General features: G+C 61.6%; 22 protein-coding genes. 12 read left to right on the top strand and 10 right to left on the bottom strand.

Annotation, left to right across the window (positions count from 1 at the left end):
• The first annotated feature begins 33 nt into the window (after positions 1-33).
• A complete protein-coding gene (locus LCH64_RS10260) occupies positions 34-921 on the top strand; it encodes a LysR family transcriptional regulator (RefSeq protein WP_226500160.1) in 888 nt (295 codons plus the stop codon).
• Here LCH64_RS10260 and LCH64_RS10255 read toward each other — a convergent pair.
• A complete protein-coding gene (locus LCH64_RS10255) occupies positions 918-1,538 on the bottom strand; it encodes a cell wall hydrolase (protein ID WP_226500159.1) in 621 nt (206 codons plus the stop codon). The genes LCH64_RS10260 and LCH64_RS10255 overlap by 4 nt on opposite strands.
• Before the next feature lie 199 nt (positions 1,539-1,737).
• Here LCH64_RS10255 and LCH64_RS10250 point away from each other — a divergent pair, with 199 nt between their 5' ends.
• Entirely contained in the window at positions 1,738-2,589 is an 852-nt protein-coding gene (locus LCH64_RS10250; protein ID WP_103486545.1) for a CAP domain-containing protein, read from the top strand.
• A gap of 704 nt (positions 2,590-3,293) precedes the next feature.
• On the opposite strand, the gene LCH64_RS10245 is transcribed toward LCH64_RS10250, so the two are convergent.
• The 5 genes from LCH64_RS10245 to LCH64_RS10225 form a co-directional block, all read right to left on the bottom strand.
• Positions 3,294-3,752 (bottom strand): transposase, encoded by a 459-nt coding sequence (locus tag LCH64_RS10245; protein ID WP_226500158.1) that lies wholly within the window; start codon positions 3,750-3,752, stop codon positions 3,294-3,296.
• Positions 3,753-4,551: 799 nt separating this feature from the next.
• Positions 4,552-4,707, bottom strand: coding sequence for a DUF2474 domain-containing protein (locus LCH64_RS10240; RefSeq protein ID WP_226500157.1), 156 nt, complete (start codon positions 4,705-4,707; stop codon positions 4,552-4,554).
• Complete coding sequence (gene cydB, locus LCH64_RS10235) at positions 4,694-5,710, bottom strand: cytochrome d ubiquinol oxidase subunit II (protein ID WP_226500156.1); 1,017 nt, start codon at positions 5,708-5,710, stop codon at positions 4,694-4,696. Before cydB ends, LCH64_RS10240 begins: the two co-directional genes overlap by 14 nt.
• A gap of 3 nt (positions 5,711-5,713) precedes the next feature.
• Positions 5,714-7,117 (bottom strand): cytochrome ubiquinol oxidase subunit I, encoded by a 1,404-nt coding sequence (locus LCH64_RS10230; protein ID WP_226500281.1) that lies wholly within the window; start codon positions 7,115-7,117, stop codon positions 5,714-5,716.
• Positions 7,118-7,223: 106 nt separating this feature from the next.
• Positions 7,224-9,548 carry an FdhF/YdeP family oxidoreductase gene (locus LCH64_RS10225; RefSeq protein ID WP_226500155.1) on the bottom strand — a complete coding sequence of 775 codons (2,325 nt, stop codon included), beginning with the start codon at positions 9,546-9,548 and terminating at the stop codon, positions 7,224-7,226.
• 354 nt (positions 9,549-9,902) lie between these two features.
• On the opposite strand from LCH64_RS10225, the gene moaA reads away from it, so the two are divergent.
• Positions 9,903-10,901 carry a GTP 3',8-cyclase MoaA gene (gene moaA, locus LCH64_RS10220; protein ID WP_226500154.1) on the top strand — a complete coding sequence of 333 codons (999 nt, stop codon included), beginning with the start codon at positions 9,903-9,905 and terminating at the stop codon, positions 10,899-10,901.
• Positions 10,902-10,937: 36 nt separating this feature from the next.
• The gene (locus tag LCH64_RS10215) at positions 10,938-11,837 is read left to right on the top strand and encodes a bestrophin family protein (RefSeq protein WP_201137261.1); all 900 of its coding nucleotides are present in this window, start codon (positions 10,938-10,940) and stop codon (positions 11,835-11,837) included.
• A gap of 256 nt (positions 11,838-12,093) precedes the next feature.
• On the opposite strand, the gene glp is transcribed toward LCH64_RS10215, so the two are convergent.
• Both glp and moaB read right to left on the bottom strand, forming a co-directional pair.
• Entirely contained in the window at positions 12,094-13,299 is a 1,206-nt protein-coding gene (gene glp / locus LCH64_RS10210) for a gephyrin-like molybdotransferase Glp (RefSeq protein WP_226500153.1), read from the bottom strand.
• On the bottom strand, positions 13,296-13,835 hold the full coding sequence (gene moaB / locus LCH64_RS10205) for a molybdenum cofactor biosynthesis protein B (RefSeq protein WP_027611709.1): 540 nt from the start codon (positions 13,833-13,835) through the stop codon (positions 13,296-13,298). Before moaB ends, glp begins: the two co-directional genes overlap by 4 nt.
• Positions 13,836-14,120: 285 nt before the next feature.
• On the opposite strand from moaB, the gene LCH64_RS10200 reads away from it, so the two are divergent.
• The 8 genes from LCH64_RS10200 to LCH64_RS10165 all read left to right on the top strand — a co-directional run bounded on the left by LCH64_RS10200 (position 14,121) and on the right by LCH64_RS10165 (position 22,182).
• A complete protein-coding gene (locus LCH64_RS10200; RefSeq protein ID WP_045122524.1) occupies positions 14,121-15,020 on the top strand; it encodes a LysR family transcriptional regulator in 900 nt (299 codons plus the stop codon).
• Positions 15,021-15,264: 244 nt separating this feature from the next.
• A complete protein-coding gene (gene fdhD, locus LCH64_RS10195; protein WP_226500152.1) occupies positions 15,265-16,107 on the top strand; it encodes a formate dehydrogenase accessory sulfurtransferase FdhD in 843 nt (280 codons plus the stop codon).
• On the top strand, positions 16,104-16,589 hold the full coding sequence (gene moaC, locus LCH64_RS10190) for a cyclic pyranopterin monophosphate synthase MoaC (protein WP_226500151.1): 486 nt from the start codon (positions 16,104-16,106) through the stop codon (positions 16,587-16,589). The genes fdhD and moaC overlap by 4 nt, the downstream gene beginning before the upstream one ends.
• Complete coding sequence (locus LCH64_RS10185; RefSeq protein ID WP_003226078.1) at positions 16,586-16,837, top strand: MoaD/ThiS family protein; 252 nt, start codon at positions 16,586-16,588, stop codon at positions 16,835-16,837. Before moaC ends, LCH64_RS10185 begins: the two co-directional genes overlap by 4 nt.
• 2 nt (positions 16,838-16,839) lie before the next feature.
• Positions 16,840-17,301, top strand: a complete 462-nt coding sequence (gene moaE / locus LCH64_RS10180) for a molybdopterin synthase catalytic subunit MoaE (protein WP_003226080.1) — start codon at positions 16,840-16,842, stop codon at positions 17,299-17,301.
• Positions 17,302-17,510: 209 nt separating this feature from the next.
• The gene (gene chrA / locus LCH64_RS10175; RefSeq protein ID WP_226500150.1) at positions 17,511-18,854 is read left to right on the top strand and encodes a chromate efflux transporter; all 1,344 of its coding nucleotides are present in this window, start codon (positions 17,511-17,513) and stop codon (positions 18,852-18,854) included.
• 528 nt (positions 18,855-19,382) lie between these two features.
• A complete protein-coding gene (locus LCH64_RS10170) occupies positions 19,383-20,747 on the top strand; it encodes a glutamine synthetase family protein (RefSeq protein WP_103486403.1) in 1,365 nt (454 codons plus the stop codon).
• Positions 20,748-20,898: 151 nt separating this feature from the next.
• Positions 20,899-22,182 (top strand): FAD-binding oxidoreductase, encoded by a 1,284-nt coding sequence (locus LCH64_RS10165; RefSeq protein WP_003226085.1) that lies wholly within the window; start codon positions 20,899-20,901, stop codon positions 22,180-22,182.
• Positions 22,183-22,287: 105 nt separating this feature from the next.
• On the opposite strand, the gene LCH64_RS10160 is transcribed toward LCH64_RS10165, so the two are convergent.
• Positions 22,288-23,073 (bottom strand): DeoR/GlpR family DNA-binding transcription regulator, encoded by a 786-nt coding sequence (locus LCH64_RS10160; RefSeq protein ID WP_226500149.1) that lies wholly within the window; start codon positions 23,071-23,073, stop codon positions 22,288-22,290.
• Between the two features lie 252 nt (positions 23,074-23,325).
• On the bottom strand, positions 23,326-24,219 hold the full coding sequence (locus LCH64_RS10155) for a LysR family transcriptional regulator (protein ID WP_226500148.1): 894 nt from the start codon (positions 24,217-24,219) through the stop codon (positions 23,326-23,328).
• Between the last annotated feature and the right edge of the window lie 38 nt (positions 24,220-24,257).

The raw sequence follows: 24,257 nt of genomic DNA, 5'->3' as shown, positions 1-24,257 counted from the left end.
TTTGCACTTGATACCTGCATGGAACGCCATGTCATGAGTGCACCGGATCTGAACCTGTTGATCACCCTCGATGTGTTGTTGCGCGAAGGCAGCGTCGCGCGTGCCGCGCACATTCTGCGGTTGAGCCCGTCAGCGATGAGCCGCGCCCTGGCCCGATTGCGCGAGACCACCGGCGATCCGTTGCTGGTGCGCGCCGGCCGAGGTCTGGTGCCGACCCCGCGTGCGCTGGAGTTGCGTGAGCGGGTCAGCCGCCTGGTGCAGGAAGCCGAGGCGGTGTTGCGCCCCGCCGAAGTGCTCGACCCCGGCCAGTTGCAGCGCACATTCACCTTGCGCAACACCGACGGTTTTGTCGAAACCTTTGCCGCCGCGCTGCTCGCACGCATTGCTGAAGAGGCCCCCGGCGTGCGCCTGCGCTTTGTGCAAAAAGCCGACAAGGACAGCACACCGCTGCGCGAAGGCCGGGTCGATCTGGAGACCGGTGTGGTCGACGACAGCACTGACCCGGCGCTGCACAGTCGCATCCTGTTTCAGGATCAGTGGATCGGTGTGGTGCGCGAAGGCCATCCGTTGAGTTCGGGCAAGATCAGCAGCAAACGCTTTGCCGGCGGCCAGCACATTCTCATTTCACGACGCGGGCGCAGCAGCGGCCCGGTCGACGAGGCGCTGCTCGCCGCAGGACTGACGCGGGACATCGTCACTTCATTCGGCGGCTTTTCGGCGGCGCTGACACTGGTCCGCGAATCAGACCTGATCGCCACCGTCCCGGAGCGTCACACCAGCAAGCTGCGCATGGGCCTGCACAGTTTTGCCCTGCCCTTCAGGATGCCGCCGATCAGCGTGTCGATGCTCTGGCACCCGCGCATGGACGCCGACCCGGCGCACCGCTGGCTGCGCAATTGTGTACGGGAAGTCTGCGTCTAGCGCGCATCACCACCGGCCGGTTTATAGAAGAGGAATTTGCCGACTTCGGCGGTCTTTTTGTATTCCTTGGCCCAGCCGGGATGCACGTTGCGATCATGAAAGTACAGTGCGCCATGGGTGCGATCCGGCAGTTGGCGGTTGAGCGCCTTGCCGGCGATATCCTTGGCCAAGGTGTATTCAGCGTCTTCCTTGACCTGATCCGCCTTGCCATCGCACCACCAGGAAAACTGGCAACTCTTGGTTTCCGAACCTTGTTTGACCACTTCGCACACGGTGCCTGGAAAGCCGTCGTGCCCCAGGCGATTCATCACCACATTGGCCACCGCTTCCATTTCCGGGGTGTCGCGACCCTTGGCTTCCCAGTAGATACTGCGCGCCAGGCAGGTGATCGGATCGTCCAGCGGCGCGGTGCCGGCGGGGTCCACGGATTGTACTTCAGTGGGGGTGATCGCTTCGGATTTGGGTGCCGGTGCGGCGCTGACTTTATCGGCGGCTTTTTCTTCCAGCACCTGGGCTTTCTCTTCGGCCTTGGCCTTGATCGGGGTCTGATCGGTGGCGTTCACAACGCCGGCCATAAGGGTTAATGCGAAACAGCCAGCCAACCATTTCAATCCCATGTCAGTTCTTCCGGCAGCGCCCGTTCCGGGCAAGGTGTTTCGTGGGGGAGACGCCCGGTTCCCGGGGCCTTCGGAGAGTGTAGACGGCAAATACCGCAGTAACGTTCCGCAGAAAAAGCCGCTCGATGAAGAAAAAGACATTGCATTCCCCCGGGCCATTTCGCGCATCATGAGCGCACTCAGCTCAAGGGAGATTTCCATGCGCTTCATGCCATCCGTCTTGCGTTTTGCCACGCTGTCCGTGGGTCTGGTCGTGGCCGCCTCGGCCATGGCTGCCGACGAGTCGCAACTGATCGAGTCGATCAACAACTATCGCAGTCAGCCGCAGCGCTGCGGCAGCCAGGCGTCCAACGAGTTGCCACCGCTGTCGGCCGACCCACGGCTGAGACTGCCGGCCAGCGGTGCGGTCGATCTGCAACAGGCCATGGCCAGCGCCAGTTACCCGATGGTCAATGTGCAGGCGATTACGCTCAACGGCCCACGGGATGCGGCATCGGCGATGAAGGCGATTGAGGAAAGTTTCTGCCAGGTGGTGCTGGACCCGCAGTTCGTCGATGTCGGGGTCAGCCGCGCCGATCGCGACTGGCGGATCGTGCTGGCGCGACCGTTGCTCTCGGCGAAGCTCGGTGATGCGCAGGCTGAAGGCCAGAAGTTACTCGAGCAGGTCAACGTGGCCCGCGCCCAGCCACGCCAATGCGGCGGGCAAGCCTTTGCTGCCGCCGGGCCATTGGCCTGGAACGCGAGCCTGGGCACGATCTCTCAGGATCACAGCCGCGACATGGCCAACAACAACTACTTTGATCACAAGGACCGCGACGGCCGCACCCCGGGCGACCGCGCCGAACTGGCCGGCTACAGCGGGCAACTGGTCGGCGAGAACATCGCTGCCGGCCAAGACACCGTGCGCAAGGTCGTCGACGGCTGGCTCGCCAGCCCCGGCCACTGCGCCAACCTGATGAACCCGCAATACAAAGAACTCGGCGCCGCCTACGCGACCGATCCAAAGAGCAGCGCCGGGATCTACTGGACGGCGATGTTTGGTGCGCAATAGCCCCCTTCAGAAAACACCGAAGATCCAATGTGGGAGTGGGCTTGCTCACGAAGGGGCCGGCACATTCAGCATCAATGTCGACTGACCTGACGCCTTCGCGAGCAAGCCCGCTCCCACTGGGGATCGTCGGTGAATGAAGGATTTGCGGCTGGCCGCGATCAAGGGTGGGAGTGGGCTTGCTCACGAAAGGGCCGGCGCATTCAGCATCAATGTTGGCTGACCTGACGCTTTCGCGAGCAAGCCCGCTCCCACTGGGGATCGTCGGTGAATGAAGGATTTGCGGCTGGCCGCGATCAAGGGTGGGAGTGGGCTTGCTCACGAAGGGGCCGGCGCATTCAGCATAAATGTCGACTGACCTGACGCCTTCGCGAGCAAGCCCGCTCCCACTGGGGATCGTCGGTGATGAAGGATTTGCGGCTGGCCGCGATCAAGGGTGGGAGTGGGCTTGCTCACGAAGGGGTCAGCACATTCAGCATCAATGTCGACTGACCTGACACTTTCGCGAGCAAGCCCGCTCCCACAGGGGATCGTCGGTGAATGAAGGATTTGCGGCTGGCCGCGATCAAGGGTGGGAGTGGGCTTGCTCACGAAGAGGCCGGCGCATTCAGCATCAATGTCGACTGACCTGACGCCTTCGCGAGCAAGCCCGCTCCCACAGGGATCGCATTTATTCTGAAGTAATGCGGTGTATGCACATCCTGAGTTCAAACCCAGATCGCATCCCATAACGGATAGTCACCGAGTTTTTTTACCAGTCCGGCCCGCAGTGGATTAGCCACTACATAGCGGGCCAGTTTCACCAGGTCCTCCTCTCGACGTAATGCATGATCATTAAAACCGTGTTGCCAAAGGCTCCCGGTTCTACCGACCGCTGTGTTCACTGAACGAGTACTCAGGGATTTGACCTGGCACATCAATTGTCCAAGTGTTCCCTTTTGCAACTGGATCAGCCAATGAAAATGATCCGGCATGACCACCCATGCCAATGTCTCGGCAAACCCCTCCTCCTGCGCCTGCCTGAACTGATGCACAACCAACCGGCCGAGCCTGTAATCCGTGAACACCGGCTCACGCCCCAAGGTATTGGCGGTTAGTAGGTAGATCTGATTTTCTTCGCAATGACGGCCGGTTCGCAGGCGATGTGATGAGTAACGCTTGGGCATTCCTTTGCCTTGTCCATGGTTGAATTCAGAAAAAGGCTAGATCAGCCATCACAGTGCGCCGAACATGTTTGTTGGCAGGATGTGTCTGCGCACCGGATCAACTGTGAGAGTGGGCTTGCTCACGAAGGGGCCGGCGCATTCAGCATCAATGTCGACTGACCTGACGCCTTCGCGAGCAAGCCCGCTCCCACAGGGACCGTCGGTGAATGAAGGATTTGCGGCTGGCCGCGATCAAGGGCGGGAGTGGGTGTGCTCACAAAGGGGCCGGCACATTCAGCATCAATGTCGGCTGACCTGACGCTTTCGCGAGCGAGCCCGCTCCCACTGGGGATCGTCGGTGAATGAAGGATTTGCAGCTGGCCGCGATCAAGGGTGGGAGTGGGCTTGCTCACGAAGAGGCCGGCACATTCAGCATCAATGTCGACTGACCTGACGCCTTCGCGAGCAAGCCCGCTCCCACTGGGGATCGTCGGTGGATCAGGGATTTGCGGCTGGCCGCGATCAAGGGTGGGAGTGGGCTTGCTCACGAAGAGGCCTGTACATTCAGCATCAATGTCGACTGACCTGACGCCTTCGCGAGCAAGCCCGCTCCCACTGGGGATCGTCGGTGAATGAAGGATTTGCGGCTGGACGCGATCAAGGGTGGGAGTGGGCTTGCTCACGAAAGGGCCGGCGCATTCAGCATCAATGTTGGCTGACCTGACGCTTTCGCAAGCAAGCCCGCGCCCACTGGGGGCATCAGTGATGTTCAGAATTGCGGGCACAAAAAAACCGGAGCCATGGCTCCGGTTTTTCAGGGTCAGTGGGTTCTCATTCCCGCTGCATGCATTGCCAGTTTCAGCAGACTCGCCACCACGGCGAGTGACACTACGCTGCCCAGCCAAATCAGCAACAACCAGCCCAGGCGCTTGTACCAGCGGCTGGTTTTGACCTCACGCGAATCAATGGTAGCCATCGCCGATCCTCACTTTGCCGCGGAATACGTAGTAGCTCCAGAAGGTGTACATCAGGATCACCGGCAGGATGAACAGTGCGCCGATCAGGGCGAACAACTGGCTCGATGGCGGTGACGCCGCGGCCCACAGGCTCACCGACGGCGGGATGATGTTCGGCCAGATGCTCAGCGCCAGGCCGATGTAGCCGAGCAGCATCAGCACCAGAGTGAACACGAACGGCCAGTGGGTGTGACGCTGACGCAAGGTGCGCAGCAGCCCGAACAATGCCAGCAGTGCCAACCCCACCAACCCGGCGAACACCATCAAGTGCCCATGACTGGACCAGCGCGTGGCCAGTTCCGGGTGCAACTGCAGGGTCCAGACGCCAATCACCACCACCATCGCCAGCAGCAACCACGCCAATGGCCGAGTGAACAGACGCATCCGCGACTCGAGCATGCCTTCGGTCTTGACCAACAACCAGGTGCTGCCCAGCAGCGCATAAGCCACCACCAGACCGACGCCGCACACCAGCGGGAACGGCGCCAGCCAGTCCAGGCCGCCACCGGCAAACTGCCGATCCACCACGGGAATGCCCGACACGTACGCGCCGATCACCACCCCCTGGGAGAACGTCGCCAGCAGCGAACCACCGATGAACGCCTTGTCCCACCAGTGACGCTTTTGCGGCGACGACTTGAAGCGAAACTCGAACGCCACACCACGGAAAATCAGCCCGCAGAGCATCAGGATCAGCGGCAGGTACAGCGCCTCCAGAATCACCCCGTAGGCCAGTGGAAAGGCGCCATACAACGCCGCACCACCGAGCACCAGCCAGGTTTCGTTGCCGTCCCACACCGGGGCGACTGTGTTCATCATCACGTCGCGCTCCTGCTCATCCGGGATCAGCGGAAACAGGATCCCCAGGCCCAGATCGAAGCCGTCCATGATCACGTACATCATCACCCCGAAGGCGATGATCACACCCCAGATCAACGAGAGATCGATACCTTGAATACCCATGACTCAGTGCTCCTTCATCGGGGCGGTAGCCGCCGAAATAGGCCGGCGCGGGGTCTGCAACTGATCGCCCTCCGGCGGATGTTCGTGATGGGGCTGCGGGCCCTTGCGCACCAGTTTCATCATGTAGCCGATGCCCACGGTGAACACCGAGCAGTAGATCACCACGAACAGCAACAGCGAGGTACTCATCTGCGCCACCGAGTGGTGCGACGCGGCGTCATGGGTGCGCATCAAGCCGTAAACCACCCACGGCTGACGCCCGACTTCGGTAGTGATCCAGCCGGCCAGCAACGCGATCAACCCGCTCGGCCCCATCAGCAACACCAGACGCTGGAAGCCGCGATGCTGATAGAGCTTGCCGCCACGACGCAGGGCCAGACCGAGCACACCGACGAGGATCATCAACATGCCCAGCCCGGCCATGACGCGGAAGCTCCAGAAGATGATGGTCGAGTTCGGCCGATCCTCTTTCGGAAAGCTCTTGAGCGCCGGGATCTGCTTGTCGAGGCTGTGGGTCAGGATCAGGCTGCCGAGGTACGGAATCTCCAGCGCATATTGGGTCTTCTCCGCCTGCATGTCGGGGATGCCGAACAGCACCAGCGGCGTCGGGCCGTTGTCGGCGTTTTCCCAGTGGCCTTCGATGGCGGCGATTTTTGCCGGTTGATGCTCCAGGGTGTTCAAGCCATGGGCGTCACCGACCACCGCCTGAATCGGTGCCACGATCAGCGCCATCCACAACGCCATGGAAAACATCTTGCGCACCGGCGCGGTGTTGTTGCCGCGCAGCAAATGCCAGGCCGCCGACGCACCGACGAAGAACGACGTCGCGACAAACGCGGCAATCGCCATGTGCGCCAGACGGAACGGGAACGACGGGTTGAACACGATCGCCAGCCAGTCCAGCGGCATCACCCGCCCATCGACGATTTCAAAGCCCTGTGGGGTCTGCATCCAGCTATTGGACGCGAGAATCCAGAACGTTGAAATCAGCGTGCCGATAGCGACCATCACCGTGGCAAAGAAGTGCAAGCCACGGCCGACGCGGTTCCAGCCGAACAGCATGACCCCGAGGAAACCGGCCTCAAGGAAGAACGCCGTCAGCACCTCATAGGTCAGCAACGGCCCGGTGATGCTCCCGGCGAAGTCGGAAAAGCCGCTCCAGTTGGTGCCGAACTGGTACGCCATGACCAGCCCCGAGACCACGCCCATGCCGAAGTTGACGGCAAAGATCTTCGACCAGAAGTGGTAGAGATCGCGGTAGGTGTCGTCACGGGTTTTCAGCCACAGGCCTTCGAGTACCGCGAGGAAACTCGCCAGGCCGATGGTGATCGCCGGGAAGATAATGTGGAACGAAACCGTGAACGCGAATTGAATTCGCGCCAGGTCCAGTGCCTCCATGTTGAGCATGATGATGTCCTCATCCAGGCTGAAAAGCGGCAGCACGAACCCGGGCCACCGCCAGGCGCGAACGCCTGCAGCCAGTCAAATTGCCAGTGTTTTTATCGGTAGCGGGTTACGCCACCGATGACGGGATCAGGTTGCTGACCTTGGCCGCTTCGAGGCGAATCGCGACGAATTTCGAGGTCGGCGTGTAGGTCCGGTCGCCGTAGCTTTCCAGCGGCACCAGCGGATTGGTTTCCGGGTAGTACGCCGCGGCCTGACCGGGCGGAATGTCGTAGGCGATCAGGGTGAACCCGCTGACCCGGCGCTCGCGCTCGTCATCCCACAGCGCCACCAGATCGACCTTCTGCCCCGGTTCGAAACCGAGGCGCTGGATGTCCTGTTCGTTGGCGAAGATCACGTCGCGCATGCCGTAGACCCCGCGATAACGGTCGTCGAGGCCATACAGCGTGGTGTTGTACTGATCGTGGGAACGCATGGTCTGCAGGATCAGATCCGGTTTGACCGCCAGGTTGCGCACGCCTTCGCTGATCAAGTGCTCCGGCAGCACGCACGGGGTGAACTGGGCTTTGCCGGACTCGGTGTTCCAGACGCGGTCCGAGGCATCGTTGCCGAGATGGAAACCACCCGGGATCAACAGTTTCTCGTTGAAGTTCTCGAAGCCCGGAATCACGTCGGCGATCAGGTTGCGGATGCGCCCGTAGTCGCCCACCGCCCATTCCCAGTCGATCGGGTGTTTGCCCAATGTCGCGGCGGCGATTCCGGCAATGATCGCCGGCTCGGATTTCAAATGCGCCGACTTCGGTTTCAACTGACCGAACGACAAATGCACCATGCTGAAGGTGTCCTCCACGGTCACGCCTTGCGGGCCTTCGGCCTGGATGTCGATGTCGGTACGGCCGAGGCACGGCAGGATCAACGCGTCGCGACCGGTGACCAGATGGCTGCGGTTGAGCTTGGTCGAGATGTGCACGGTCAGGTCGAGTTTGCGCATCGCTTCGTGGGTGCGCGGGGTGTCCGGCGTGGCTTGGGCGAAGTTGCCGCCCAGACCGATAAACACCTTGGCTTCGCCACGCTCCATCGCGCCAATCGCCATCACCGTGTTGTGCCCGTGCATGCGCGGCACTTTGAAGTTGAAGCGTTTTTCCAGGGCGTCCATCAGCTCCTTGGGCGCCAGTTCGTTGATGCCCATGGTGCGGTCGCCCTGCACGTTACTGTGACCGCGCACCGGCGACAGACCGGCGCCCGGACGGCCAACGTTTCCGCGCAACAGTTGCAGGTTGATGACCTCCTGCAGGGTCTGCACCGAGTGCACGTGTTGGGTCAGGCCCATGGCCCAGCACATGATCACGCTTTTGGCGCGGCCATACATGCGCGCGGCCAGTTCGATGTCGTGCAGTGGCACGCCGGACTGCTCGAGGATGTGCTCCCAGGTCGTGGCGTCGACTTCTGCCAGGTAGCTGTCCAGACCCGAGGTGTGTTCGGCAATAAAGGCGTGATCGAACACCGGCTCCCCGCCCGAGGCCTGGGCTTCACGCTCCCACTGCAGAAGGAATTTGACCATGCCGCGGATCATCGCCATGTCACCACCCAGGGCCGGACGGAAGTACGCGGTGTTCGTCGCTTCCCAGCCGTTGCTGAGCATCTCGAGCGGGTTCTGCGGGTTCTGGAAACGTTCCAGGCCACGCTCTTTCAGCGGGTTGATGCAAACCACTTGCGCGCCACGTTTCACCGCTTCGCGCAGCGGTTCGAGCATGCGCGGGTGGTTGGTGCCGGGGTTCTGGCCGATGACGAAAATCGCGTCGGCGTGATGCAAATCCTCGTAGACCACGGTGCCCTTGCCCACGCCCAGCGTCTCGCCCATGCTCACCGCACTGGCTTCGTGGCACATGTTCGAGCAGTCGGGGAAGTTGTTGGTGCCGAAGGCGCGGACGAACAACTGATAGAGAAACGCCGCTTCGTTGCTGGCCCGGCCCGAGGTATAGAACTCGGCCTCGTGCGGCGATTTCAGGCCCTTGAGGTGTTCGGCGATCAGCGCGAACGCGTCTTCCCAACTGATTTCCACGTAGCGGTCGACCCGCGCGTCGTAGCGCATCGGGTGGGTCAGACGCCCCTGATATTCCAGCCAGTAGTCGCTCTGTTCGGCCAGGCTCGACACCGTGTACTTGTTGAAGAACGCCGGGTCGACCAAACGCCCGGTAGCCTCCCAGTTCACCGCTTTGGCGCCGTTCTCGCAGAACTTGAGCATGCTCGCACCGGGCGCTTCACCCCACGCGCAGCCCGGGCAGTCGAAGCCGCCGTTCTGGTTGGTCTTGAGCATGGCGCGGATGTTTTTCAGGGCGTTTTCACTGCCCAGCCAACTCTTGGTCAGGCTGATCACAGCGCCCCAACCGGCAGCGGCACCCTTGTAAGGTTTGTAACGGTCGACTTGTGACATGGGACATCTCCATGACGATGCACACAGGCGTGAACCTGATCTCGGTTAAATATCCGACCGTCTTTCAACAGTAAAAAGCGGTCGTTTCATTTGCCAGGGCAAGGATATGAACCGATACAAAATATTGTCTAATCGCTATTTATGACCACTTTATCGAAACCCTCTATCACGCTGAAAAACCCTTTATTTACGGGGCCTTGCGAAACTAAAGCGGCAACTTTCAAGAAAAAACAATTGATCATCGACGCGCTCAATCAAGCGTTCACAAACAGTGATTGGACGTCCTGTGAAGTTGCCCATAACCTGCGTCAACCTGATCCGTTAATGCGGACTTCTCACTCCTGCGAGGCTGTCATGTCAGAGCGTGTCTTGATCGATGGTTACAACCGCCGCGTCGACTATCTGCGCATGTCGGTCACCGACCGCTGCGACTTCCGCTGCGTGTATTGCATGGCCGAGGACATGCAGTTTCTGCCACGCCAGCAAGTGCTGACGCTGGAGGAGATCTATCAACTGGCGCAGAGCTTCGTGGCGCTGGGCACGCGCAAGATTCGCCTGACGGGCGGCGAGCCGCTGATCCGCCCGGGCGTGGTCAAGCTGTGCGAGCAGATCGCCGCCCTGCCCGGCCTGCGTGAACTGTGCATGACCACCAATGGCTCGCAGTTGGGCAAACTCGCCGCGCCGCTGTTCGACGCCGGGGTCAAGCGCCTGAACATCAGCCTCGACAGCCTCGACCCCGAGCGCTTCAGACAGATGACCCGCACCGGTGATCTGGCGCAGGTGATCAGCGGCATCGATGCGGCGCGCAAGGCCGGTTTCACCCGCACTAAACTCAACGTGGTGGTGATGCAGGGGCGCAACGATCAGGAGATCAACGATCTGGTGAGCTTCGCCATCGACCGCCAGCTCGACGTCTCCTTCATCGAGGAAATGCCGCTGGGGGTCATCAGCGAACACAGCCGCGCGGAGTCGTTTTTCTCCAGCGCCCAGGTGCGCGAGAAGATCGCCGAGCGCTACACCCTGATCGACTCCGCCGAGTCGACCCAGGGCCCGTCGCGCTACTGGCGGCTGGCCGAAGCACCGGACATTCGTCTGGGTTTCATCTCACCGCACAGCCACAATTTTTGCGGCACCTGCAACCGGGTGCGACTGACCGTCGAAGGGCGCCTGCTACTGTGTCTGGGTAACGAGCATGCGGTGGATCTGAAAGCCGTGCTGCGCGCTCATCCGGGGCAACCGCAGCGGCTGGAGAAAGCCATTATCGAGGCAATGAAACTCAAGCCGTACAGGCACAATTTCGAAGTGAACGACGACGTGCAGGTCGTGCGCTTCATGAACATGACCGGCGGTTGAAACCGCCCTCACCCTGCGTAATCGGGATCGCCCAGCATGATCATCAGACCCAAGGTCAACCAATTCGCCATCCTCTTCACCCTCAAGGGTTCGATTGCCAAACGTATCGCCCTGCGCACTTTGATGGTCACCTTGCTGGCCTCGGCCATCGTCCTGATTGAAATCCTCCACCCGAGCAACTTCACCAAGGTCAACGCCACGCCGTTCACCTTGCTCGGGCTGTCGCTGTCGATCTTCATGAATTTTCGCAACAACGCCTGCTATGACCGCTGGTATGAAGCGCGCAAGGCCTGGGGCGATGTGCTGGTGCACATTCGTTCGGTGATTCGCGAAACCCATGTCATCCGTGAGTCGGTACAACGCAAGCCGTTGCTGCTCAACCTCTGCGGTTTTGCCCACTCGCTGAATGCGCGATTGCGCCGGGAAAGCGAAGCGGCGGCCAGCCGTGCGTGGATCACCCCGCAACACGATCCGCAGGTGCCGGACTACAGCGGGCGGATTCTGCAGCAGGTCGGCCAGCAGTGTTCCGACTTGCATCAAAGCGGTGAACTGAGCGAGTGGCGCTACATGCTGCTGGCCAATCACCTGACCAGCCTGACCCAGGCGCAAGCGGTGTGCGAACGGATCAAAAACACCCCGCTGCCCTTCCCCTACACCTTACTGCTGCATCGCACGATCTACCTGTTCTGCATCCTGCTGCCCTTCGCCATGGCCGAACCACTGGGCTGGCTGACCCCATTGTTCACGGCGATCGTGAGCTACACGTTCTTTGGTCTGGATGCGATTGCCGATGAGCTGGAAGACCCGTTCGGCCGCGATGAAAACGATTTGGCGACTGACTCGCTGGTACGCACCATCGAGCGTGACATCCTCAGCGAACTGGGCGTGACCGACCTGCCACCGATGCTGCTGCCGGTGGACTATGTGCTGAGCTGAGCTCGTTCCCTCTGTAGGAGTGAGCCTGCTCGCGATAGCGGTCGACCAGTCAGTGAAGATGTTGACTGTGCCGCCGTCATCGCGAGCAGGCTCACTCCTACAGGTTTGAGGTACACCCGCAGAATGGATGAACATCACACATCCAAATGTGGGAGCGAGCCTGCTCGCGAAGAGTGCCTGTCAGCCAACATTGATGTTGTATGACACGCCGCCTTCGCGAGCAGGCTCGCTCCCACAGTTCTGATTTGTGTCGGGGTCAGAACAGTTCACTGAAGGGAATGAAGCGCAGCTCATCGCCAATGCCGTGAGTACTGTTTTCCGGCACTTCCACCAACCCGTCAGCCCAGGTCGCACCGAGCAAAACACCGGAACTCTGGTTCGGATACAACACCGCGCGCCCCGCCTCCAGCCGCACACGCAGATATTCTCGACGGCTGCCAGCTTTACTCCATTCAAATCCGGCATTCACCGTAAAGCGCAACGGCATGACCTCTTCCACGCCCTGAATGCGCAGCAGATACGGCCGCGCCAGCAGGCCGAAGGTCACCAGCGCCGAGGTCGGATTGCCCGGCAGGCCAATCACCGGGACCGTACCGAAATGCCCCACGGTCAGCGGTTTGCCAGGCTTGATCGCGAGTTTCCACAGCAGCGGTTTGCCGTTGTCGCGCAGCACCTGCCCAAGGCAATCGGCATCGCCGGCAGACACGCCACCCGTGGTCAGGATCAGGTCGGCCGCCACTTGCAGTTGCTCAAGTTTGAGCCGCGTCTGTGCCGGACGATCCGGCAGAATCCCGGCGTCGATCACCTCGCAGCCCAGTTCCTTCAGCCAGTGGCCGAGCAACACGCGGTTGCTGTTGTAGATGCTGCCGGGACGCAGCGGCAGACCCGGCTCGACCAGTTCGTCACCGGTGGACAGCAGCGCCACACGCGGGCGACGCGCCACGTGCAGTTGCGCCAGCCCCTGCCCGGCCGCGACCGCCAGTTCGAACGGCCCGAGGCGTTTGCCGGCGCGCAGCAGGATGTCGCCAACGCGATTTTCCTGACCTTGCGCGCGAATGTTCTGCCCCGCTTTCAGCGCCTGCAGGAAGCGCACGCGACCGTCTTCGAGCACTTCGACGTTTTCTTGCATCTCGACGCAAGTGGCGCCGGGTGGCAGCGGTGCGCCGGTAAAGATCCGCGCGCAGGTACCGGGCAATAGCGCGTCCGGCGCCTGGCCGGCGTAGACCTTTTGCGAGACCTTCAACGGCTGGCGATGCAGATCGGCCAGGTTCAACGCATAACCGTCCATGGCACTGTTCGGCCACGGCGGCAGGTCGAGTGTCGCCACCAGATCACTGGCCAAAACTCGTCCACGCGCCTCGTCGAGCGGCAGTATTTCGCTGTCGGCCAGCCGTTGCTCATTGGCCATGCCGAGCAACTGATCGAGGGCGTCCTCGACCGGCATCAACGCTGCCTTGCTCATCCGCGCGGCCCACAGGCGGCTACTGATTTGAGGTGCGGCACGAAGTTGCACGGGCGATGGCGGTTATCCAGTTGTTCGGCGAGGATGCCTTCCCACGCGGTGCGACAGGCACCGGTCGAACCCGGCAGGCAGCACACCAGCGTGCCGTTGGACAAGCCGGCCAGCGCACGGCTTTGCACGGTGGAGGTGCCGATGTCGAGAATCGAAATCGCGCGGAACAACTCGCCAAACCCATCGATCTGCTTGTCGAGCAGACAGGCCACCGCTTCTGGCGTGCTGTCGCGCCCGGTGAAGCCAGTGCCGCCGGTGATCAGCACCACCTGAATGCTGTCGTCGGCAATCCAGTGGGCGACCTGGGCGCGGATCTTGTACAGATCATCCTTGAGCAGGTTGCGCTCGCTCAAGGTATGACCGGCCTCCAGCAATCGGCTGACCAGCAATTGGCCGGACGTGTCGCTCGCATAATCGCGAGTATCGCTGACGGTCAGTACGGCAATGTTCAGGGGGACAAACAGGGCATCCGCTTTCGCGCTCATGGGACTCTCCGGCAGTAGTCAATCAGATTGCCGAGCAGCCTAAGTGCCACTTATGAGTACTGTCTAATCACTCTGGCCAACCACATTATCGACCTGCTCTATCGGTGCCGTTGACCTCGGCCAAAGCCTTTGAAACCATGGGCGATAGAGCTGATCGATAGTCTTTTCAATGCTTCCGATTGGACGCAAACACAGGCAAATGAGATCGTCGCACCTCGCGTTTTCCGTGCGCTGCGCGCATCTGCGTCAATACTCCATTCAATTTCTCAACGAGCAGGTGCCTTCGTGGACATCAAACAACTCAAGTTCCTGATCGCACTGGACGAAACCCGACACTTCGGCCAGGCCGCCGCCCGCTGCCACATCACCCAGCCGACCCTGTCGATGCGTCTGCGCAATCTGGAAGACGAGCTGGATCTGGTGCTGGTCAATCGCGGTCAGCGCTTCGAGGGTTTCACTCAGGCCGGCGAGCGGGTGCTGGCCTGGGCGCGCACACTGCTGGCCGCGCATGACGGTCTGTTCGCCGAAGCGGCGGCGTGCCGCGGGCAACTGGTCGGCAGCCTGCGCCTGGGGCTGGTGCCGCTGAGCAACTTCAATCCGGTCAATTACATTCAGGGCTTGTCCGGGACCTATCCCGAGCTGAAATTCAGTCTGTCGTCGGGGAGTTCCGACGAGATCATCGCCGGCCTCGGCAACAATCAACTGGACCTGGGCGTGTGCTACCTCGACCACGTCAACCCGAACTATTTCGATTTTTTCGAGATCGGTGAAACCCGCGTCGGGCTGCTGTACGACAACCGTCACTTCCATTTCGAAGGCTCGGAAATGAGCTGGGAAGACGCCGCCGAACTGCCGTTGGGGATGATCACCACCGGCATGCATTACCGTAAATCCATCGACCTGAGTTTCCGCAGTCGCGGGCTGAATCCGCAGCCGATCATGGAAAGTGATTCGACCTATCAGCTGCTGCAGGCGATCCACCAAGGATTCTGCTGCTCGATCATGCCGCTGGACAGCGGGCTGGAAGAGCCGATCGAACACCTGTCGTTCATGCAACTGCCGGATGCCAGCGTGCTCGCGCCGCTGGGGCTGGTGATGCGCAAGACCGAGCCGCGTTCGGCGATTGCCGAGAAGTGCTTTGCCGAGGCGCGGAAAATGTTTGGAGGTGAGGTGCCGATTGTTTGAGTGACTATCCAGACATTGCTGTTGGACGCCTGGCCGCCTTCGCGAGCAAGCCCGCTCCCACAGGTTGAATGCATTTCAAATGTGGGAGCGGGCTTGCTCGCGAAGAGGCCCGCCCAGCCAACACACATTTCGGATATGACAGCGGTGATCGACCCACCCAATCACCAGATCAGAACAAGCGATTGGACGCACTTTTGACTCCCCCGTAGCCTGAACTCACTTCAGCGCTTCGGGACTTTTCAAGATGCAGTGCCAGGTTGCAACAACCGCCGAACCGGGGGATGGCAATGCCCCCGCACCGCAACCGTCACAGGTGGCCTTTCGCGAATACCTGCAAGACGCCCCGCTCTCGCACGCCGCCCTGGCCGCGGAGATTGCTCTGGCGATCACCTTCAATGGCCTGAGTCAGGCGGTGATGATGGTCTCGCCCGGCAACCTCGAAGACTTCATCCGTGGCTTCAGCCTGAGCAACGCGATCATCGACAGCGTCGACGAGATCTACGATATCCATCTGACGCATTTCGATCAGGCCTGCCAGGCCGACGTGCAGATTTCCAGTCGTGCCTTCTGGGCGCTGAAAGATCATCGTCGGCAGATGACCGGCACCAGCGGTTGCGGCATCTGTGGCGTCGAAGCGCTGGAGCAGGCGCTGCCGCAACTACAGATCCTGCAACCCTGCGCATTGCCGCCGGCCGCGCATTTCGATGGCATCCGCCAGCGTATCGAACAGGCTCAGCCACTGGCCCGCAGCAGCGGCGCCCTGCACGCGGCGCTGTACTTCGATGCCCGCGGTGAGGCGCTGTTGTGCCGCGAAGACATTGGCCGGCACAACGCCCTCGACAAGCTGATCGGCGCGATGCACAGCGCAGACGTCGATGCGCGTCAGGGCTTTGTGGTGGTCACCAGCCGTTGCAGCCTCGAACTGATCCACAAGGCCGTGCGCGCCCGCCTCGGCACCCTCGTCAGTCTGTCCGCTCCCACCGCATTGACCGTGCGCTGGGCGCTCAAGCATCAGCTGAATCTGATCCACGTTCCGCACCGTAACGCCCCCCGAATCTACAGCCCGATCCAGGAGCTTTCGCCATGAGCAACACCCTCACCCACCTCGACGATCAGGGCCGCGCCAACATGGTCGATGTCAGCGACAAAGCCGCGACTCGCCGCGAAGCGGTGGCGCAAGCCTGGGTGCAGATGCGCCCGGAAACGCTGCAGATGATCCAGGCCAACGGGCACCCCAAGGGCGACGTTTTCGCCGTGGCACGGATCGCCGGAATTCAGGCAGCCAAGCGCACCCACGAGCTGATCCCGCTGTGCCATGCGCTGCTGCTCAGCTCGATTCATGTCGAACTCAAGGCCTGCGAACCGGACCGCGTACAGATCACCAGCACCTGCCGCCTCACCGGCCAGACCGGCGTCGAACTCGAAGCGCTGACCGCCGCCAGCGTCGCCGCATTGACGATCTATGACATGTGCAAAGCGGTGGACCGGGCGATGGTCATCGGCGACATCCGCCTGCTGAGCAAACAGGGCGGACGCTCCGGGCATTTTCAATGGGAGGACGCGCAATGATCCTGATCAACTACTTCGCCAGCTACCGTGATCGCCTCAATCTGGGCGGTGAAAAAATCCCCTTGAGCGACAACCTGACCTGCATCGAAGACGTGCGGCAATTGCTCATGGCCCGCGGCGAGGAATGGCGCGAAGTGCTCGGCGCCGGCAACCTGATGTGCGCGTTGAATCAGGAACTGTGCCAGCCGAGTGCGGCCATTGAGGACTTCGACGAGATCGCGTTTTTCCCACCGGTCACCGGGGGCTGAGCATGACGGTTCGAGTTCAGTACAAAAGTTTCGACGTCGGCCAATTGACCGCCGACCTGCATGCGCGCAATCCACGGGTCGGCGCGGTGGTGAATTTCATTGGCTATGTGCGCGATCTGAACATTGGCCAGAGCGTGAACGAGCTGTTCCTCGAGCACTATCCGGGCATGACCGAAAAAGCCCTCGAACAGATCGCCGACGAGGCGCGCGAGCGCTGGCCGCTGCTGGGAGTGGAGATTGTGCATCGGGTCGGCGCGCTGGCGGTCAGCGAACCGATCGTGTTTGTAGGCGTCAGCAGCAAGCACCGGCACATGGCGTTCGAAGCCTGCGCGTTTATCATGGACGTGCTCAAGACCCGCGCGCCGTTCTGGAAGCGCGAGACCACGGCGCAGGGTTCGCATTGGGTCGAGGCGCGGGAGAGCGACCAGAATGCGGCGCTGCGCTGGAGTCTGGCGCATGCCTGATCCTGAAGAGTGAATCAGACCCTGGCGAGGGAGCTTGGCGAATCGTCGCACCGTCCCGCTGGGGCGCTTAGCGGCCCCAAAAAAGCGGGACTGCTACGCAGCCCAGCGGGAGCAAGCTCCCTCGCCACAGGTTCAGCTTACCGATAGCACTTTTTCATAAAAGCCTGATTAGATAGCGGCTCCGCCAGCATCTATCTCAGGAGCCACGCTTGAGCATACCCGTTGAAGACCTGCCCAAACCCGCTCCCGTCACCCTGCGCCAGGCCTGGCGTTTCTGGCTCAAGCTCGGCTGCATCGGTTTCGGCGGCCCGGCCGGGCAGATCGCGATCATGCATCAGGAACTGGTCGAGCGCCGGCGCTGGATCTCCGAGCGACGGTTCCTGCATGCGCTCAACTACTGCATGTTGCTGCCCGGCCCTGAAGCCCAGCAACTGGCGACCTACATTGGCTGGCTGTTGCATCGCACCTGGGGCGGAGTGATTGCCGGGGCGCTGTTCGTATTGCCGTCGCTGTTCATCCTGATTGCGCTGTCGTGGCTGTACATCGCGTTCGGTGACGTGCCGGTGGTGGCCGGGATCTTTTACGGAATCAAACCGGCGGTGACTGCGATTGTGCTGCACGCGGCGCATCGCATCGGTTCGCGGGCGCTGAAAAACAGTTGGCTGTGGGCAATCGCCGGGGCGTCGTTCGTGGCGATCTTTGCCTTCAACCTGCCGTTCCCGCTGATCGTCCTCAGTGCGGCGTTGCTCGGCTATCTCGGCGGGCGACTGGCGCCACAACGGTTCGACAATGGCAGCCAGCGCGGCAGTGCCCAATCCTTCGGCCCGGCGTTGATCGATGACGACACGCCAACGCCCGAACATGCCCGATTCAGCCTGCCGAAGCTGTGGCGTCTGCTGTTGGTCGGCGCGGTGCTGTGGTGTTTGCCGATGGCGCTGCTGACCGCGCTGTTCGGCTGGGACGGCACCTTCACGCAAATGGGCTGGTTCTTTACCAAAGCCGCGCTGCTGACCTTTGGCGGCGCTTACGCGGTGTTGCCCTATGTCTATCAGGGCGCAGTCGGGCACTACGGCTGGCTGACGCCAACGCAGATGATCGACGGCCTCGCCCTTGGCGAAAGTACGCCCGGGCCACTGATCATGGTGGTGGCGTTTGTCGGCTTCATCGGCGGTTACGTGCAACCGGCGTTCGGCGCGGAACATGCGTTCGCCGCTGGCGCACTGGCGGCGACACTGGTGACCTGGTTCACCTTCCTGCCCTCGTTCCTGTTCATCCTCGCCGGCGGACCGCTGGTGGAATCGACCCACAATGAAGTGAAATTCACTGCACCGTTGACCGCTATCACCGCTGCGGTGGTCGGGGTGATTCTGAACCTGGCGTGTTTCTTCGCTTATCACGTGTTCTGGCCCAACGGTTTTGCCGGGCACACGGATCTGTTTTCCATCGGGCTGGCGTTGCTGGCCGCACTGGCGCTGTTCATTTTCAAGCGCGGTGTGATTGCAGTGTTGATCGTTTGCGCCCTCGCCGGGCTGGGCTTTCATCTGCTGAACTGAGCAGCGGCCAAAGAGGCAGGGGCACAATCATCGGTTTACAGGCCCGCGGATTGCCCCTTACTATCCGGGCACACCGGTCGGCGGGGCCATCCCGCCACCGACGTTTTCCGCCAACGGAAACACGCGTTATGAGTACGTCACCACAACAACCAGAAACGTTGAACGTCTCTCGCCTGCGCGCCCTCTCCCACTGGGGCGGCGTATGAATCGTATCGTCAATCTCCCCATGGCCCTGCGCCGTTCCAAGCTGCGTCACTCCGCACGCCCGCCGGATATCGCCTGCTGATTTCTGTCAGTCAGTAAGGATCCATTATGGCGAGGGAGCTTGCTCCCGCTGGACTGCGTAGCAGTCCCCTGCCTTTGAATCAAAAAGCGAGAGCCGCTTCGCGCCTCAGCGGGAGCAAGCTCCCTCGCCACAGGTTCTACGTCACGTCTGACTGATCTCCATTTGATATCCCTGCCGGGACGCCATAGCTGCGTCCGGCCCGATTCTGCGCGCCTGCCCGGCGCCATCGTGAGTGATTGACCATGAAATTCGCAGCCATCGAAGACGCACGCCTGTTCCTTGAACAGAACCCCGATATCGACATGATCGAGCTGTTCATCCTCGACGCCAACGGCGTACCGCGCGGCAAGTTGTTACACCGCGAGGAGTTGCTGGCGGTCTACGAAAGCGGTCGCCCGCTGCCCAGCACCATCCTCGGTTTGACCGTGCAGGGCGAAGACGTGGAAAACTCAGGTCTGGTGTGGGACGTCGGCGACATCGACTGCCGCGCCTACCCGCTCGAAGGCAGTCTGGTGCGCCTGCCATGGCGGCAGATTCCAACTGCGGCGGTGCAAGTCAGCATGCACCCGACCGAGGGCCTGCCGGCGAGCATCGCCGACCCGCGTCATCTACTGATCAAAGTGATCGACGGCCTCAAGGCCGAGGGTTTTCACCCGGTGATGGCGTGCGAGCTGGAGTTCTATCTGCTCGACGCCAAACGCGATCACAACGGTCGTCCGCAACCGGCGCTGGACGCCGACGGTGGCCGGCCGCGACACACCCAGGTCTACGGTTTGCGTGAACTGGAGCAGATCGAACCGTTCCTCGCCGACCTCTACAGCGCCTGCAAACTGCACGGCATTCCGGCGCGTACGGCGATCTCCGAATACGCCCCGGGCCAAGTGGAAATCACCCTCGAACATGGCGACGCCTTGCTCGCGATGGATCAGGCGGTGCGCTACAAACGCCTGGTCAAAGCGGTGGCGCACAAGCACGGCATGCGGGCGACGTTCATGGCCAAGCCGTTCGATGATCTGGCCGGTACTGGCATGCACATGCACGTCAGCCTCGCCGATGCCGAAGGGCGCAATCTGTTTGCTTCCGAGGACCCGGCCGGTACGCCACTGCTGCGCACCGCGATTGGCGGCATGCTCGCCTCGCTGCTCGATTCGCTGCTGCTGTTCTGCCCCAATGCCAACTCCTACCGGCGCTTCCAGGCCAACAGCTATGCGCCATTGGCGCCGACCTGGGGCGTCGACAACCGCACCGTCAGCCTGCGCGTGCCGGGCGGCCCGGCCAACACCCGGCACATCGAACACCGCATCTGCGGCGCCGACGCCAACCCGTATCTGGCGGCGGCCGCGATCCTCGCCGGGATCCATCGTGGCATTCGCGAAAGTCTTGATCCGGGGGCGCCGGTCGAGGGCAACGGCTATGCGCAAGCCAAGGAATTGCTGCCGACCGACTGGCTGACCTCGCTGCAAGCGCTGGAGAATTCCGCGTGGGCACGGGATGCCCTGGGCCAGGAATTTCTCGGGGTGTACCTGGCGGTGAAACGCGCCGAGTACCGGCAGTTCATGGCCGAGGTGGGTGAACAGGATTGGCGCTGGTACCTGACCGAAGCCTGAAGCACAGCATCAATCCCCCCTGTGGGAGCGGGCTTGCTCGCGAAGGCGTCGTCACATTCAATATTTCAGTGACTGACCCACCGCATTCGCGAGCAAGCCCGCTCCCACAGGGGATTGCACTCCGAATTCCGAATTTTGTGTGGACACTGACATGACCCAACGCTGCAATTCCTACTACACCGCCACCCTCAACCAGGACACCGACTACCCGACCCTGCAGGGCCGGCACCAGGTGGATGTGGTGATCATCGGCGGCGGTTTCACCGGCGTTGCCACCGCCGTCGAACTCGCCGAAAAAGGCCTGAAAGTCGCCATCGTCGAGAGCAATAAAATCGGCTGGGGCGCCACCGGACGCAATGGCGGGCAAGTCACCGGCAGCCTCTCCGGCGACGGTGCGATGCGTAAACAGATGCGCCCGAAACTCGGTGATGAAGTCGACGATTTCATCTGGCACCTGCGCTGGCGCGGGCATGAAATCATCCAGCAGCGCGTGGCGAAATATGGCATTCAGTGCGACCTCAAACACGGCCATTTACACGCTGCCTACAAGCCCAGTCACATGACTGATTTGCGCAACGACTACGAAGAAGCCGTGCGTCGCGGCCTGGGTGATCAAGTCAGCCTGCTCGACCGCAGCCAGGTGCGCGACCTGCTGCAAAGCGACCTCTACCACGGCGCGATCAAGAACACCCGCAACATGCATCTGCACCCGCTCAACCTGTGCATCGGCGAAGCGCGGGCGGCGGAGAGTCTTGGTGCATTGATCTTCGAGAACAGTGAAGTGTTGGAGATCATTCACGGCAAAACCCCAGGGGTGCGCACCGCCCATGGCCAGATCGACGCCAATCAGGTGATGCTCGCCGGTGACGTCTATCACAAGCTCGAACCGGGTCAGCTCAAGGGCAAGATTTTCCCGGCCATGGGCGGCATCGTCACCACCGCGCCGCTGGGTGATCTGGCGCGGCAGATCAACCCCGAAGACCTGGCGGTGTACGACTGCCGTTTCGTCCTCGACTACTACCGCCTCACGGCCGACGGGCGCCTGCTGTTCGGTGGCGGCGCCAATTACAGTGGCAAGGATTCACGGGACATCGCCGCCGAGCTGCGCCCGTGCATCGAGCAGACGTTCCCGGCGCTCAAAGGGGTGCAGATCGACTACCAGTGGAGCTGCGCGATGGGCATCGTAATCAACCGCATCCCGCAACTGGGCAAACTCTCGGACAATGTCTGGTATTGCCAGGGTTATTCCGGACACGGCATCGCGACGACGCACATCATGGGTGAAATCATGAGCCGCGCGATCACCGGGCAGATGGAACAGTTCGACACCTTTGCGCAGTGCCAGCACATTCGGGTGCCGATGGGGGATTTGCTGGGCAATCCGTTGCTGGCGGCGGGGATGTGGTATTACCAGATGCTTGAAAAACTGCGTTGATCGCACTGGCCCTTTCGCGAGCAGGCTCACTCCTACAAGGGGAACGCATTCCAACTGTAGGAGTGAGCCTGCTCGCGATGAGGCCATCAACCTCAGCACAAAATCTCAATCAGGCAACTGCTCCACCACAATCCCCAACCGCCGATAATCCTCGATACTCCCCGACGCCACATGCCGCTCGGTAATCAGCGTATGCAGGCGCGAACACGAAGCCACCACAAACGGCTCCACCGCGCCTAATTTATCCGCGGTGGTCACCGCAATCACCCGCGCCGCGCTGTCGAGCAGCGCCTGCTTCACCGGCACTTCATCAAAATGCAGCGAGGTGACGCCCACCTCCGGATGAATCGCGCAGACGCCGGTAAACGCCAGATCGGCCTTGATCCCGGCCAACAACCGCACCGCCTCATGCCCACCGGCCGACATCGTGCGCGGGTTCAGTTGCCCACCGGCCAGAATCACTTTCACGCCCTTGTATTCGGACAGCGCAATCGCCGTCATCGGCGCGGCGGTCACCGCGGTGATCTGGATATCCGCCCGCAGCGAGCGCGCCACCTGCAACGTGGTCGAGCCGGAATCGAACAGCACGATCTGCCCGTCCTCGACTTTCTGCGCCGCCCATTGCGCCAACCGCACTTTCACCTCGTCAGTCTCATCCAGTCGGGTGAAGAAATCCTTACCGGAGTCCTTGGGCCTTGGCAGCGCCCCGCCGTGCACGCGCTGCACTAGGCCGGCGTTGTCCAGTTCGGCGAGGTCACGGCGGATGGTGTCTTCGGACACGGCGAAGTGCTGGCTCAACTCGGACGCCATGACCTTGCCGTCGCGTTCGAGGATCAGGAGGATTTTCTGCCGGCGCAGGGACGGGAGTTCGGTGACCGAATGATCGTGCATGGTTATGCCTGTTTATGCTTGTAGTTGCAGGTTTTGCCGAGACTAGCGAAAGCCTCGGGCAAACACAAACCAGCCGCTATCAATTGTTTCGATCATTGGAATCAACATGCCGAATTTTTTCTTTGCCGTGCGTCTGTTCAGAATGGCCCCACTCGAAAAAGGCTCAGGATGAACAGCTGATGAATCTCAATTTTGCGTTTGCGTGCATGATCGTGGTGTCTTTTGCGATTGCCCTGGGCCACGCCTGACCCACTACACCGACGCCGCCAGGTGCTCTCGCAACCATTTGTGTGCCGGATCGCGGTGCGCGCGCTCGCCCCAGAACATCGCCATTTCGTAGCCCGGCACCTGCAGCGGTGCGTCGACAACTTGCAACGCCGGGTTGCCGCGCACCAGCCGTGACGGCAGCATCGCCACCAGATCGGTACTCGCCAGCACTGACATCACCATCAGAAAGTGCGGCACCGACAGCACCACTTTGCGCGCCAGACCGACCTCGGCCAGCGCCTTGTCGGTCACCCCGAAAAAGCCCCCGCCCTCACGCGACACCATTACGTGTTCCAGCGCGCAGAACTGTTCGCGGTTCGGTTTACGCGTCAACCCCGGATGCCCGACGCGACCGGCCAACACGTAATGCTCGGTGAACAGCACCCGCTGATGCAGATCCAGCGGCGCCTCTTCGGTGATGTGCAGCGCCAGGTCAAACACGCCCTGCTCCGCCTGCTTGACCAATTGCGCCGGCACCAGATCGAGCACCGCCAGCCGCGTGCCCGGCGCCTGAGTGCGCAAACCGCTGAGGGCCGGCAGCACCACCGTCGATTCGCCGTAATCGGTCGCCGCGACTGTCCAGATGTGGCGGGCCTGGGCCGGATCGAAGGCACTGGCCGGCGCCACCGCTCGCTCCAGTGCCTCCAGCGCTTCACGCAACGGCTCACGCAACTCATCGGCCCGCGCCGTCGGCCGCATCCCGCGTGGCCCGGGCAGCAACAGCGGGTCGCCGAAGATCTCGCGCAGCTTGGCCAGGTGCACGCTCACTGACGGCTGCGACAGGCTCAACCGCTCTGCGGCGCGGGTTACGTTGTGTTCTGCCAATAACACGTCTAGGGTCAACAGCAAGTTGATATCCAGACGTCGTAAATTATTCATGGCTATACCTGACATATCAGACATTCATTTCCAATATA

The sequence above is a fragment of the Pseudomonas sp. MWU16-30322 genome, from assembly GCF_020515535.1.
GTDB classification, from domain to species: domain Bacteria; phylum Pseudomonadota; class Gammaproteobacteria; order Pseudomonadales; family Pseudomonadaceae; genus Aquipseudomonas; species Aquipseudomonas fluorescens_H.
Note: the sequence above shows the minus strand (reverse complement) of the source record. Positions and strands in the feature narration are given on the sequence as shown.

Coding starts and splice junctions, on each gene's coding strand:
- LCH64_RS10260 (WP_226500160.1), top strand. CDS start 34: ATGAGTGCACCGGATCTGAACCTGTTGATCACCCTCGATGTGTTGTTG.
- LCH64_RS10185 (WP_003226078.1), top strand. CDS start 16,586: ATGATCCTGATCAACTACTTCGCCAGCTACCGTGATCGCCTCAATCTG.
- LCH64_RS10155 (WP_226500148.1), bottom strand. CDS start 24,219: ATGAATAATTTACGACGTCTGGATATCAACTTGCTGTTGACCCTAGAC.
- moaC (WP_226500151.1), top strand. CDS start 16,104: ATGAGCAACACCCTCACCCACCTCGACGATCAGGGCCGCGCCAACATG.
- moaA (WP_226500154.1), top strand. CDS start 9,903: ATGTCAGAGCGTGTCTTGATCGATGGTTACAACCGCCGCGTCGACTAT.
- moaB (WP_027611709.1), bottom strand. CDS start 13,835: ATGAGCGCGAAAGCGGATGCCCTGTTTGTCCCCCTGAACATTGCCGTA.
- glp (WP_226500153.1), bottom strand. CDS start 13,299: ATGAGCAAGGCAGCGTTGATGCCGGTCGAGGACGCCCTCGATCAGTTG.
- LCH64_RS10240 (WP_226500157.1), bottom strand. CDS start 4,707: ATGGCTACCATTGATTCGCGTGAGGTCAAAACCAGCCGCTGGTACAAG.
- LCH64_RS10250 (WP_103486545.1), top strand. CDS start 1,738: ATGCGCTTCATGCCATCCGTCTTGCGTTTTGCCACGCTGTCCGTGGGT.
- LCH64_RS10165 (WP_003226085.1), top strand. CDS start 20,899: ATGACCCAACGCTGCAATTCCTACTACACCGCCACCCTCAACCAGGAC.
- fdhD (WP_226500152.1), top strand. CDS start 15,265: ATGCAGTGCCAGGTTGCAACAACCGCCGAACCGGGGGATGGCAATGCC.
- LCH64_RS10255 (WP_226500159.1), bottom strand. CDS start 1,538: ATGGGATTGAAATGGTTGGCTGGCTGTTTCGCATTAACCCTTATGGCC.
- LCH64_RS10160 (WP_226500149.1), bottom strand. CDS start 23,073: ATGCACGATCATTCGGTCACCGAACTCCCGTCCCTGCGCCGGCAGAAA.
- moaE (WP_003226080.1), top strand. CDS start 16,840: ATGACGGTTCGAGTTCAGTACAAAAGTTTCGACGTCGGCCAATTGACC.
- LCH64_RS10230 (WP_226500281.1), bottom strand. CDS start 7,117: ATGCTCAACATGGAGGCACTGGACCTGGCGCGAATTCAATTCGCGTTC.
- LCH64_RS10170 (WP_103486403.1), top strand. CDS start 19,383: ATGAAATTCGCAGCCATCGAAGACGCACGCCTGTTCCTTGAACAGAAC.
- LCH64_RS10225 (WP_226500155.1), bottom strand. CDS start 9,548: ATGTCACAAGTCGACCGTTACAAACCTTACAAGGGTGCCGCTGCCGGT.
- LCH64_RS10245 (WP_226500158.1), bottom strand. CDS start 3,752: ATGCCCAAGCGTTACTCATCACATCGCCTGCGAACCGGCCGTCATTGC.
- cydB (WP_226500156.1), bottom strand. CDS start 5,710: ATGGGTATTCAAGGTATCGATCTCTCGTTGATCTGGGGTGTGATCATC.
- LCH64_RS10215 (WP_201137261.1), top strand. CDS start 10,938: ATGATCATCAGACCCAAGGTCAACCAATTCGCCATCCTCTTCACCCTC.